At 64.8% G+C, this 12,289-nt stretch carries 13 protein-coding genes; 4 read left to right on the plus strand and 9 right to left on the minus strand.

Annotated features, from left to right (window positions below):
- Both IVB45_RS01600 and gloB read right to left on the minus strand, forming a co-directional pair.
- Positions 1-423 (minus strand): cupin domain-containing protein, encoded by a 423-nt coding sequence (locus tag IVB45_RS01600; RefSeq protein WP_247282948.1) that lies wholly within the window; start codon positions 421-423, stop codon positions 1-3.
- Between the two features lie 37 nt (positions 424-460).
- On the minus strand, positions 461-1,228 hold the full coding sequence (gene gloB / locus IVB45_RS01605) for a hydroxyacylglutathione hydrolase (protein WP_247363107.1): 768 nt from the start codon (positions 1,226-1,228) through the stop codon (positions 461-463).
- A 109-nt stretch (positions 1,229-1,337) separates the two neighbouring features.
- On the opposite strand from gloB, the gene IVB45_RS01610 reads away from it, so the two are divergent.
- The gene (locus tag IVB45_RS01610) at positions 1,338-2,084 is read left to right on the plus strand and encodes a methyltransferase domain-containing protein (RefSeq protein WP_027515124.1); all 747 of its coding nucleotides are present in this window, start codon (positions 1,338-1,340) and stop codon (positions 2,082-2,084) included.
- A gap of 71 nt (positions 2,085-2,155) precedes the next feature.
- Here IVB45_RS01610 and IVB45_RS01615 read toward each other — a convergent pair whose 3' ends face one another.
- Positions 2,156-2,950 carry a DUF4167 domain-containing protein gene (locus IVB45_RS01615; protein WP_247282952.1) on the minus strand — a complete coding sequence of 265 codons (795 nt, stop codon included), beginning with the start codon at positions 2,948-2,950 and terminating at the stop codon, positions 2,156-2,158.
- A 462-nt stretch (positions 2,951-3,412) separates the two neighbouring features.
- On the minus strand, positions 3,413-4,309 hold the full coding sequence (prmC, locus tag IVB45_RS01620; RefSeq protein ID WP_247363104.1) for a peptide chain release factor N(5)-glutamine methyltransferase: 897 nt from the start codon (positions 4,307-4,309) through the stop codon (positions 3,413-3,415).
- Between the two features lie 90 nt (positions 4,310-4,399).
- On the opposite strand from prmC, the gene IVB45_RS01625 reads away from it, so the two are divergent.
- Entirely contained in the window at positions 4,400-4,819 is a 420-nt protein-coding gene (locus tag IVB45_RS01625; protein ID WP_247363102.1) for an HIT family protein, read from the plus strand.
- Here the strand turns inward: IVB45_RS01625 and IVB45_RS01630 are convergent.
- The 4 genes from IVB45_RS01630 to IVB45_RS01645 form a co-directional block, all read right to left on the minus strand.
- Positions 4,816-5,514, minus strand: a complete 699-nt coding sequence (locus IVB45_RS01630; protein WP_027568017.1) for an ABC transporter ATP-binding protein — start codon at positions 5,512-5,514, stop codon at positions 4,816-4,818. The two genes, IVB45_RS01625 and IVB45_RS01630, sit on opposite strands and share 4 nt — an antisense overlap.
- Positions 5,511-7,358 carry a branched-chain amino acid ABC transporter ATP-binding protein/permease gene (locus tag IVB45_RS01635; protein WP_247282959.1) on the minus strand — a complete coding sequence of 616 codons (1,848 nt, stop codon included), beginning with the start codon at positions 7,356-7,358 and terminating at the stop codon, positions 5,511-5,513. The genes IVB45_RS01630 and IVB45_RS01635 overlap by 4 nt, the downstream gene beginning before the upstream one ends.
- An 11-nt stretch (positions 7,359-7,369) precedes the next feature.
- Positions 7,370-8,245, minus strand: coding sequence for a branched-chain amino acid ABC transporter permease (locus tag IVB45_RS01640; RefSeq protein ID WP_247363100.1), 876 nt, complete (start codon positions 8,243-8,245; stop codon positions 7,370-7,372).
- 100 nt (positions 8,246-8,345) lie between these two features.
- A complete protein-coding gene (locus IVB45_RS01645; protein WP_027568014.1) occupies positions 8,346-9,680 on the minus strand; it encodes a substrate-binding protein in 1,335 nt (444 codons plus the stop codon).
- A gap of 389 nt (positions 9,681-10,069) precedes the next feature.
- Between IVB45_RS01645 and IVB45_RS01650 the strand changes: the two genes are divergently transcribed.
- On the plus strand, positions 10,070-10,549 hold the full coding sequence (locus IVB45_RS01650) for a hypothetical protein (protein WP_247363098.1): 480 nt from the start codon (positions 10,070-10,072) through the stop codon (positions 10,547-10,549).
- A 112-nt stretch (positions 10,550-10,661) separates the two neighbouring features.
- Entirely contained in the window at positions 10,662-11,132 is a 471-nt protein-coding gene (locus IVB45_RS01655) for a MarR family winged helix-turn-helix transcriptional regulator (protein WP_247363197.1), read from the plus strand.
- Between the two features lie 33 nt (positions 11,133-11,165).
- On the opposite strand, the gene prfA is transcribed toward IVB45_RS01655, so the two are convergent.
- Entirely contained in the window at positions 11,166-12,251 is a 1,086-nt protein-coding gene (gene prfA / locus IVB45_RS01660) for a peptide chain release factor 1 (protein ID WP_247363096.1), read from the minus strand.
- Positions 12,252-12,289: the final 38 nt, after the last annotated feature.

A 12,289-nucleotide genomic window follows, 5' to 3' on the forward strand; every position in this document is an offset into this window, starting at 1 on the left:
TTAGGGCTCCCAGCCCTTGGGCGCGAGCTCGAACTTCGCGAACTCGAAGGCTGGCGCCACAGTGCAGCCGACCAGGGTCCACTCGCCGGTGGTCTCCGCCGTCTGCCAGGCATCCGCCGGCACGATCGCCTGTGGCCGCTCGCCGTTCAACAGGTCCGCGCCGAGCCGCACCTCGTGCTGAGAGCAGCCGTCATGGGCGATGCGCAGCGTCAGCGGGCTGCCGGCGTAATAGTGCCAGCTCTCGACCGCATCGATGCGGTGCCAGTGCGAACGCTCGCCGCGCGCCAGCAGGAAGTAGATCAGCGTCGAGCGCGCGCGGCCGTTGGTGTCGGTGGTCTGATCGCGAAACGTCTCGCGATAGTGCCCGCCTTCGGGATGCGGTCGGAGTTCAAGGCGCGCGATGATCTCGGCTGCGGTCGGCATCGATTCCCGTCAGGATTTGATCTTCAGGACTTGTTCCTCAAGATTTGTTCTTGCGCTCGCGCAGCTCGCCGAACACCGCGGTGGCATCCGCGCCCTTCATGTGCAGCCTGGCTGCGATCGACGGTTCATCAGCGCGCAGGAATACGTTTGTCCGCTTTTCATCACCAAGCAGCGAGGGAATGGTCGGCTTGTTCTCGGCCCGCAGCCTCGCCACCTCGGCCGCGCGCGCCTGCAGCGCCGCATTGTCGGGGTCGACGGCCAGCGCGAACTTGACGTTGGATGCCGTGTATTCATGGCCGCAATAGAGCTTGAAGTCGTCGGGCAGGGCACGCAGCTTCAGAAGCGAATCCCACATCATCGGATAGGTGCCCTCGAACACGCGGCCGCAGCCGATCGAGAACAGCGTGTCGGCGGCGAACAGCGCTTTCTCGGTGTCGAACACGTAGGAGATGTGGTCGAGCGTGTGGCCGGGCGTCTCCAGTACGCGCCCCAGCAAGCTGCCGACCTTGACGATTTCGGCATTGGCGACGCGCAGGTCGACGTCTGCGATCTTAGTCGTCTTGTCATGCGGCGCGACGACGCGGCAATTGTATTTCTGCTTGAGTTCGGCGACCCCGCCGACATGATCGCCATGATGATGGGTGATCAGGATGTCGGTGAGCTGCCAGCCCTCGCGCTCGAGCGCCTTCAGGATGGGGCCGGCCTCCGGCGCGTCGATCGACGCCGTCGCCTTGGTTTCCACATCGTGGATCAGGTAACCGAAATTGTCGTTTAAACAGGTGAAAGTACGAATTTCGGCGGCCATGTCATCTCCGATCGCGCTCAGCTCCGTCAGACAAATATGGCGTTAACGTTGCGCAGGCAATGCAATATTCCGCGCGCGGGGGCCGCCTCGTGCATGTTACATTGCGATCATGACCATTGATGTCGTCGACCTCCGCGAGTTCTACTCCCGTCGCCTCGGGATTGTGGCGCGGCAAATGATCAATCGCGGCATTCGGGAGCGCTGGCCGCGCGTCGATGGCCAGCGGGTGCTCGGCTTCGGCTATCCCACGCCCTATCTCGGGTTGTTCCGCGAGGACGCGGAGCGCTGCATCGCCTTCATGCCGTCGGCCCAGGGCGTCCTGAAATGGCCGACGGGACGGCCGGCGCTCGCCTCGCTGGTGGACGAGTTCTCGCTGCCGCTTCCCGACGCCGCGGTGGATCGCATCCTGCTGGTCCACGCACTGGAAATGTCAGACGATCCGGCCGCGCTGCTGCGCGAGGCATGGCGCGTGCTGTCGCCATCCGGTCGCGTAATTGCGGTGATCCCGAACCGGCGCGGGGTGTGGACCCGCACCGACAGCACGCCGTTCGGTCACGGCCGGCCCTATTCGCGCTCGCAGATCACCGACCTGTTGCGCCAGACCTGGTTCACCCCGACCGCTTGGGGCGAGGCGCTGTTCATGCCGCCCTATGCCGGCGGTTGGGTGCTGAAATCCGCACAGATGTGGGAGCGGGCCGGCGCGGCGCTGTCGCTGCCCTTTGCCGGCGTGCACATCGTCGAGGCGACCAAGCAGGTCTACCGCGCGATCCCCGCCAAGCGCGAGCGGGCGCGGCTGATTCCCTCGCTGGCGAAGCCGGTGCTGGTGCCGTCCTCGACGACGGCGACGCGCAGCTAAAAACAAATCGTCCCGGACATGCCGGGACGATTCAGGTCAGGGAATCTGGCGCAGGATGTCCGGCGAAAAGCTTACTCGCCGGGGGCCACTTCGTCGCTCGAGGCGGCCGGAGCGGCTTCGCGCTCGGGGCGCGGGCCATTCGGGCGGCGGCGGCGCCGTGGAAAGCGCTCGCCACCACCAGCACCTTCGAAGCCGGCCTGGCCGGGCGCGCCACTGTTCACCTGCGGCTGTGGGCCGGTGATGAAGGACGGCAGACGATCGACGCTGACCGCGTCGGCGACGACGGGCTGGGGCTGGTTCAGCGGCAGCGGTTGCGGCTGGGGCTGATATTGCGGCTGCGGACGATGGTCGCGTTCGCGATGCTCGCGCGGCTGCTGATTGTCGCGCTGATAGTGGTTGTCGCGGGGCTGATGATCACGCGGCTGATGATCGCGCGGGCCGTCGCGGTCGCGCGTGAAGGGCGGCGGTGGCGGCTGTGGGACAAACCCCGGCTCCTGGCCGAAATTCGAGAAATTCTCGCCGTCGTCCTCGCCGTCGTCGCCGCTGCTGTTGCTGATGGGCTCATCGCCGCGCGGCTGCTGGTTCTGCCGGAACTGCTCCTGAGCCGTCGCGATCAGGCGAAAATAATGCTCGGCATGCTGGTAGTAGTTCTCGGCCGCAACGGGGTCTCCGGAAGAGCGCGCGTCGCGCGCGAGCTGGAGATATTTTTCAGCAATATGCGAAGCCGTGCCGCGGATCTTGATGTCGGGCCCGTTGGACTCGTAGACCCGGGTCATCGGGTTCTGGCCGCGCCGGTTATTATTGTTGTTATTGTTATTATTATTGTTGCGGTTGCGCATCCGCTGCTTGTTCTGACCGTTTCTCATGTCCTGCCTTTAATTCCAGCCCTAAAGGTTGCACGCATTACTGATTGCCGAGAGTGACCTGATGACAGCGGTTCACATCGCTTGCGCGCAACCGCACGCAAGAGCGGATTGATCCTTGCCGATGTTCGTCGACCGTCGCGTTCAACAAAAGACGCGTTCCCCACCGCCAGCATCCATCGCCAGCGAACCCATTCATATCGCCTGCCGAAACAAGCCCTGCTTTGTTGCGTAAGTCTTCAAGCGCAATATCAGGCTTTCGTTCACGTTGCGGTCGGTAAGCAGCGCAGCTCAAATGGCCATCGCGCTCAACAGGACCTGCGGCTTGGAACCTTTATCAGTAAGCTCTCGCCCGAGAGCCCGGCTTTCGCCCGTAAGTCTACGGGGCCGGCACCGATGTGTTGATCGGAAGGTAGTCGTTCCCAAGGGATATTCCAAGAGGTTTTTTGCAGCCCAATCCGGCTTTTATGGGGGCATTTTCCGGGCCGAAACCGCCCGCGGGATGCCCGCCAGATCGGCCTTGGGCGGCCTGTCCACGACCAACGCGGCAGCCGTCAGCAAGGTTTCAATATTTCGGGCCTGGCCCTGTCCGGCCTCGACGATCAGTGCTCCGCCGGGGGCGAGACGTTCAGCCGCCTGCGGGATCAGGGCGCGATAGGCGTCGTAACCGTCATTGCCGCCGTCGAGCGCCAGATGCGGATCATGCTCGCGCACCTCGATGCTCAGTTTCGGAATTTCTGCCGACGGGATGTAGGGCGGGTTCGACACGACGAGGTCGAACGGGCCGCGGAGCGCCGCTGCGTAGGAGCAGGCGACGAAGCTGGCGCGGTCGGCGAGGCCCAGAGCCGCGGCGTTGTCTCTGGCGGTGTTGAGCGCGGTCAGACTGAGATCGGTGCCGACGCCGAAAGCGCCGGGAATTTCGTGCAGCAGCGCGAGCAGGATGGCGCCGGATCCGGTGCCGATATCGGCGATGCGCGGGCGCTGTTCCGATATCGTGAGCCCACGAAAGATCTCGAGCGCGAGTTCGACCACCGTCTCGGTATCGGGACGCGGCACCAGGGTCGCCTCGGATAGCTGGAATGGCAGGCCCCAGAATTCCCGAGCGCCGAGAATGCGGGCGACCGGCTCATGCGCGAGCCGGCGCCGCGCGTATGCTTCCAGCCGCGCAGCCTCTTCGGGTGCGAGTTGCCGGGCCGCCTGCGTGACCATGCCGGTCAGATCAAGCCTCAGCGCAGCCCCTACGAGCAGGCGCGCATCGAGAGCGGGCTGCTCGATGCCGGCCGATTGCAGCCGTGCCGCAAGCGCGCGCCGCGCACTCTCGATGCTGTGTCCGGGATCGAAATCTGTCGCCAATGGAGCCATCCTGCCTGGCATCGTGGATAGGCCGGCTGGCTTGCTTGCGTCAACGGAAAGGAGCGCGTCAGATCGCGCCTCGCACCGACGGAGGGATCCATGACGCGCTACGACGATCAGAACGTCTTCGCAAAAATCCTGCGCGGCGAGATCCCCTGCTTCGAGGTTTTCAGGGACGACCGTAGCCTCGCCTTCCTCGATATCATGCCGCGCTCGCCCGGGCACACGCTGGTCGTTCCCCGGGCGCCGGCACGCGGCATCCTCGACATCGCGGATGACGACCTCGCCGCGGTCGCCCGAACCGCCAAGCGGATCGCGATTGCCGCGATGAAGGCGTTCGACGCCGAGGGCATCATCCTTCAGCAGTTCAGCGAGCCGGCCAGCGGCCAGGTGGTCTTTCACCTGCACATGCACGTCATGCCGGTCAGGGCCGGGACCGAGCTGCTGCCGGCGCAGACGCGCAAGGAGGACATGACGGTGCTCGCCGCTCACGCCAGGCGAATGATCGCCGCTCTCTAGACGCCGAGATAGCGCTGGAGCAGCTCCGGCTGGGCCTTGAGCTCCCGCGCCGGCCCCTCGTGCACGATGTGTCCGTTGTTGATGATGTAGATCCGGCTCGCCAGCGCCAGCGTCGCCGCCAAATTCTGCTCGACCAGCACGATGGTCTGGCCGGCGGCGGCGAGCTCGCGGCAGGCCTTGACGAGATCGTGGACGATGACGGGCGCGAGCCCCTCGAACGGCTCGTCCAGCAGCACGATCTTGGGGTCGCGCACCAACGCCCGTGCGATCGCGAGCATCTGCTGCTCGCCGCCGGAGAGCTCGGTGCCGCGGTTGTTGCGCCGCTCCTTCAGCCGCGGAAACATTTCGTAGATCCGATCGAGCGGCCAGCGTTTCGGCGCAGTGATGCCGGCGAGGACGATGTTTTCCTCCACCGACAGGCTGCCGAAGATGCGGCGTTCCTCGTGCACGAGCTGCATGCCGGCCTGGGCGATTCTGTGGCTCTTTCGTCCGGCGATATCAATGCCGTCGAACTTCACGCTGCCGCTACGCGGCGTCACGACGCCCATCAGGCTCTTCAGCGTGGTGCTCTTGCCGGCGCCGTTGCGACCGAGCAGCGCCACCACTTCGTGACGCGCGACGTGCATGGCGACGTCGAACAGGATGTGGGAGTCACCGTAATAGCTGTTCAGGCCGTTGACCTCGATCAGGCTCATGCGGCGATCTCCCCGTGAACTCCGCCGAGATAGGCTTCCTGCACGGCGGCGTTGGCCTTGATTTCCTCCGGCGTGCCGTCGAGCAGAACCTTGCCTTCCTGGAGCACCGTTACGCGTTCGACCAGCTCGAACAGCGAATCCATGTCGTGGTCGATGATGATCATGGTGCGCCCTCGCGCGATCGATTTGAGCAGCTTGACGGTCTCGACGCGCTCGCGTGGGCTCATGCCCGCAAGCGGTTCGTCGAGCAGCAGCAGGCGCGGCGAGGTGGCGAGCGCGAGGCCGATCTCGAGCCTGCGCTTCTCGCCATAGGCGAGCTCGGATACCGGCGTATCGGCCCGGCGGCTCAAATTGACGAGGGCAAGCGTGTGCTCCACCTGCTCGGTCAGGCCCTTGACGCTGGAGAGCTTGCGGAACAGGTCGAGCCGGAATTTTCCACGTAGCTCGGCCAGCGCGGCGATCGTCAGGTTCTGCCGCACCGTCAACCCGGTGAAGAGCTGGTTGACCTGATAGCTCTTGGTGAGGCCGAGCTGGCAGACCTCGGTCACCTTCAATCCCGTGATGTCTCGCCCCTCGAATACGATCTGGCCGGAGCTCGGCGCGATCTCGCAGGTCAGCATCTTGAAGAAGGTCGATTTGCCGGCGCCGTTGGGGCCGATGATCCCGCGCAGCTCGCCCTGATTGACGCTGAAATCGATGTCGCTGTTGGCGACGAGACCGCCATAGCGTTTGGTCAGGCCGGTGGCTTTCAGGATCGGCCCGGAATAGGCGGGATGCGCGACCTCCTTGGCCTGCATCGGCGCCGGTGGGGGTTGCAGTGTGGCCTCGGCGTCAGCGGCCTCCTGCTCCATCTCCGCATCCGTTCGCTTTCGCTTGCCCGAGACGAGGCGGTAGAGATCGGCAAGACCGCCGATGATGCCGCCGCGCAGGAAGCAGACCAGCAGCACGAAGACGACACCCAGCACCAGCTTCCAGGCTGCGCCGAGGCCCAGCGCGGACTGGAGGAAGTCCTGAAGGAAGAGCCAAACGGTTGCGCCGACCAGCGGTCCGAACAGCGTGCCCCTGCCGCCGATGGCCGTCTGCATCACGAGCTGGCCCGAGGTGTCGAAGGTGAAGGCGTCGGGCGGCATGAAGGCCTGGAGCACGCCGAGCAGTCCCCCGGCGAAGCCCGCGTAAGCGGCTGCGATCACGAAGGCGGTCAGCTTGTAGCCATGGATGTTGTGTCCGACGGCCGTGGCGCGCAGCGGATTGTCGCGGATCGCACTCAGAATCGCGCCGACCGGCGAGCGCACGATCCTGAGGGCGATGACGACGCCGACGAAGTAGCACAGCGCGATGAACTGATAGAGCGACCAGCCATTGGTGAAGTGGATGGAGGTGAAGCCGAGATCGAAGCTCGGCGTCGGTACCCCCGGCAGGCCGTTCTCGCCGCCGGTGAAATCGGAAAGTGGATTGAACTCGACGAAGAAGAACACCTCCGCGATCGCCACGGTGATCATCGCGAAATAGATGCCGGTGCGGCGCAATGCGATCAGGCCGATCAGGTAGCCGGTCGCGGCCGCCGCGATCATGCCGATGATCAGCGCGCCCAGCACGTTGCCGAAGCCCGCGCGGGTCAGCAGGTAGGCGGCGACGAAGCCGCCGGTGCCGTAGAAGGCGGATTGGCCGAACGAGAGCAGGCCGGTGAAGCCGAACAGGATGTCGAAGCCGAGGCCGAACAGGCCCCAGACCAGGATCCTGTTCACGGTGTTCGGCGCGAAGCCGAGATGAGGCAGCACGAAGGGGGCTGCGATCAAGCCGATCGCGGTCAGGGCTTCGATCAGGAAGGGGCGTTGCTTGAGCATCAGGAGATCGCTTACTCGCGGCCCTGGACGCCGAGCAGGCCATGCGGTCGTACCACGAGCACGAGCGTCATCGCCGCAAACAGCATCACATAGGCGTAGCCGGGGTTGAACATGGAGGTGACGCTGATGATCTCGCCGGCGATCAGGCCGCCGAGAATTGCGCCGGGGAACGAGCCGACGCCGCCGATCACCACCACCACGAAGGTCTGGACCAGGATGTCGTCACCGATGCCCGGTGTCAGCGACACCACCGGCGCGTTGACGATGCCGGCAAAGCCGGCGGCCATTGCGCCGATGCCGAACACCACCATGAAGACGCGATAGACATTGATGCCGAGCGAATCGACCATCACCGAATCCTCGATGCCGGCGCGCACAATCATGCCCAGCCGGGTCCGGTAGAGGACGACGAACAGTGCGCCGAGGGCGACCGCGACGATGCCGACGACGGCGAGGCGGTAGGTCGGATAGAACATGAAGCCGAGATTGGTGATGCCCCGGAACAGGGCCGGCGGCGGCACCAGCTGCGACTGGCTCGAGAAGATCAGGCGCACGAGCTCGACGAAACAGATGCCTAGCCCGAAGGTCACGAGCAGCTGATCCTCGTGCGGGCGGTGATAGAAATGGCGGATGATGACGCGTTCCATGAGAACGCCGAGCAGCATCACGAACAGCGAGCCCGCGATCACGGCGAGGATGAACGACTCCGTGTACTGGTAGGCGACGAAGCCGGCATAGCCGCCGATCATGAACATCGCGCCGTGCGCGAGGTTGAGCACGCCGAGCGTGCCGTAGATGATGGTCAGGCCGGAGCTGATCAGCGCGAGCAGGGCGCCGAGCGCGAGCCCGTTGAAAAGCTGCGAAACGAGGTTGGGCCAACTTATCATGCGACAATCGCTGTTGTGGCGCGCGATGGTGCGCGTCCAAAAAAGGGTGACGCCGCAGGACCGGAGTGCAGTCCGCGGCGTCACAGGGGTTAGCGAGGTCTCAGCTGTAGTCGCCGAGATGGCAGCCGAAGGCGTCCGGCTTCTGCATCAGGCTTTCCCCCGGGACGATCTCGACGACGTCGTACCAGTCTTCCTTGTTCTTCATGTCCTTTTGCTGCTTGCCCTTGACGATGATCACCGGCCGGACGCACTGATGGTCCTCGGGACGGTAATGCACTTCGCCCACCAGGGAGGGGATCGTCTCGCCCTTCTCGTAGGCCTTGATCACGTCGGGCGGGCTGAAGCTGCCGGCCTGCTCGCACATGTGCGCCCAATGCGCGAAGCTGACATAGGCGTTCTCCGCGCCCCATTCGGGCTTGTAGCCGTACTTCTTCTCGAATGCTTCGTTGAACATCTTGGCGAGCGGGAATTTGTCTTCGATGGTCCACCAATAATCGGTGGCGGCGTAGACGCCCTGCATCAGGCCGCCGGTCTCGCGCGCGATGAAAGGCACCTGGTAGGGGACGACCAGCTTCATCTTGTCGAGCACGCCGAACTGCTTGGCCTGTTGTGTCGACAGCACGGCGTCGTGTCCCCAATTGACGTTGATGAGCACGTCGGCGCCTGAATTCGCGACGTTCAGCAGATAGGAGGAGTAGTCGGGTGCGCCGAGGGGCGCCACCTGGTTGGTGGTCGTCGTCCAGCCCGCTGTTGCGAGGAAATCCTGCATGGATTTGGTGACGGTGTGGCCGTAGGTGTAATCAGGCGTGAGATACGCGGCCTTCTTGCCCTTGCCGAACTCACGTACCATCACCGGGCCGATCGCTGCAGCCGCAGTCTGGCCGTAGAAGTTCTGGCGAAAGCCGTAGCGGACGCAATCCTTGCCGGTGGTATCGTTCGAGCCGGAAATGCCACACACGAAAATGACGTGTTCGCGCTGGGCGAGTTTGTTCAGCGCCACTGCAACGGCGCTCGACGTGCCGCCGGTGATCATGATCGCCTTGTTCTCGCTGATGAAGCGCTGCTGCGCCTGCACCGCCTCGTTTGGCTTGGCCGCGGAATCGGCGACGCCGAACTTCAGCTCCTTACCGAGCACGCCCTTGCTGGTCTTCGGCGATATCTTCTTGATCAGGTCGTGCCCGCTGTTGATGTGCTCGATCGCGAGCTGATAGCCCTTGAGCTCGTCTTCACCCTGTACGGCATAGGTGCCGGTGCGCGGCACGGAGATGCCGATGAAGGCGGTGGAGCCCGAGACCCCGGCGGGGTAGGAGCCGATCGCCAGCTTGTCCTCGGCAAACGCCGGCATCCCGGGCAGAACCGCGCCGCCGATGAGGCCCGCGGTGGTCTGAAGCAGGCCACGGCGCGAGAGGCCGCGGCGGATGAGATTGTCAGTCATGATCGTTTCCTCCGAACATCGTTCTTGTTTGCAGGCAAAGCACGACCTGTCCGGCGGCAGCCGGCCTCGAGGGCCTGCCCGCGCCGGGCACGTCACATCCGCGTGTAGCTCTTGGACGCAAGCATTGCTTGTGAACGCCTTCTGTCAATTTCGCCTTTGGTCGAACGACGAAAATTATCTCGTGAAAACATATCGTATCACGATATATATTAGTCTTTGTGAGTACGAGGCTGGCGGGTTCGGCGAGAGAAATGGCGCGGCAGACGACGGTGGCGGGTACCCGGAAGCGACGGTCTTGGCCGCAAGGTGCGGAGCGGCAGGAGGCGGGGTGGCCAGTGGAAGAGGCGAACGGACAGCGAGCGACACCGCAGTCCGGCGATGCCTCGCGCATGTCCGATCCGCGCAACTGGCCGGCCGGCCGGCGCGGGCCCGCCGTCGGCCCCGTTCAGGCGAAGCGCGCACCCGGTCCGATGCAGAAGCTGAGCGTGCGCGCCCAGAACGTCCTCAAGGAGCTCGCGGTCGAGCTCACTGCCGAGCAGCCGCCGAAGGGGAATTGGTCGCCCTCGCGCGAATTGCTGCTTGCTCTGACGGCTGAACGCCTCGCCACCGCGCGCAATTGCGGCCCTCACACGATGAGAGAGATCATCGACTGGGCGCAGGGCTGCGGCGTGACCATCAAGCCGGTGATCCCACCCGGCGGCTCGCTGTCGCAGATGTGGGCGGAGATGATTACCAATGCATCCGCCGGTACCTTGACCAGCTCCGAGATTGCCGGCGCGCTGCAGCGCTCGATCCGGCGGAAAAGCGTCCGCATCCCGATCGCGTTACAGGTCATCCTGGTGAAGATCCTGCTGTCCAGCTTCGAATAGGTGGCGATATTTGTGCATCCGGGGCGCCGGTCGGTTGGTTCGGCCTGACCTTCCTTGCTAGTCTCGGTGAGGCCGCCTGTTGCACCGGCTGGCTCGACGTCGCAGGCAGGGAATGGCCCCATCGAAGCGGAAGACGACACGCCCGGCGCGTGCTGTGCCCACAAAGAGTGGCGCGATGCGCGAGGCCGACTACGCGGCGCTTGCGCAGTTTCGCTATCAGCTCCGAACCTTCCTGGCCTTCAGCGAAGCCGCGGCTCAGAGCGCCGGGTTGACGCCGCAGCAGCACCAGGCGCTGCTGGCGATCAAGGGATTGGCTGCCCCTGACGGCGCCAGCGTCGGCGACATCGCGCGCTTCCTGCTGATCCGGCACCACACCGCGGTGGAGCTGGTGGATCGCATGGCGAAACTGAAGCTGACTGGCCGGGAAGCCGACCCCGATGATGCGCGGCGCGTCCTGGTCAAGCTGACAGCGAAGGGCGAGCGGAAGCTGCGATCCCTCTCGCGCATCCATCTGGACGAGCTCAGCGCCGCCGCGCCCGGTTTGGGCAAGATCCTGCGAGCGTTTCGAGCCAAGAGACGCTGAAGACACGCTGAAGAAAGCGCGAAGCCGCGAGCTTTACGCCGCCGCGCCCTGGGCGGCGAGCTGCGCGGCCTGGTGCTCGGTGGTCAGCGCGTCGGTCAGTTCGCCCAGCGCTTCGCCCGCGATCACCAGCGGCAGCTTGTAGAGCGTCAAATTGATGCGGTGATCGGTGACGCGTCCTTGCGGGAAATTATAGGTGCGGATGCGCTCGCTGCGGTCGCCGGAGCCGACCTTCTCCTTGCGTTCGGCGGAGCGCGCCGCGTCGAGGCGTTGCTGCTCGGCGTCGTAGATGCGCGAGCGCAGGATGTTCATGGCGGACGCGCGATTTTTGTGCTGCGAGCGGCTGTCCTGCATCATCACCACGATGCCGGTCGGGATGTGGGTGATGCGGATCGCCGATTCGGTCTTGTTGACATGCTGGCCGCCGGCGCCTCCGGCGCGCATCGTCTCGATACGCAAATCATCGTTCCGGATCTCGACATCGACCTCCTCGACCTCGGGCATCACGGCGACGGTGGCGGCGGATGTGTGGATGCGCCCCTGCGTCTCGGTGTCCGGCACGCGCTGCACGCGGTGCACGCCGGATTCGAACTTCAGCTTCGAGAACGCGCCGCGGCCCTGCACCTCCGCGATGATTTCCTTATAGCCGCCGACGCTGCCTTCGCTGGCCGAGATCACCTCGACCTTCCAGCCCTGTAGGGCCGCGAAGCGCTCGTACATCCGGAACAGGTCTCCGGCGAACAGCGAAGCCTCGTCGCCGCCGGTGCCGGCGCGGATTTCCAGCACCACGTTGCGGTCATCCATCGCGTCCTTCGGCAGCAGCGCGACGCGGATCTTCTGGACCAGCTCCTCGATCCTCGGCGTCAGCTCGCCGCGCTCGGCTTCCGCCATGGCGCGCATCTCGGCATCGGTCGCGGGGTCGGCGATCAGCGCCTCGGTGTCGGCGAGCTCCTTGACGGCCGATCGATAGGTCTTGACCGCTTCGATCAATGGCGTGAGCTCGGCGAGCTCACGTGTGATCTGCACATAGCGTTCGGAAGCGAGCTGACCGAGCGATTCGGCCTCCAGCGAGGCGTGATGCGCGAGCAGGACGTCCAGTTTGGCTTCGGGGAGTGACGACATCGGTTCAGTCTCAAAATGCGGGAAAGGCGAGGCGGCGG

It is taken from the genome of Bradyrhizobium sp. 4 (genome assembly GCF_023100905.1).
Classification (GTDB): Bacteria; Pseudomonadota; Alphaproteobacteria; order Rhizobiales; family Xanthobacteraceae; genus Bradyrhizobium.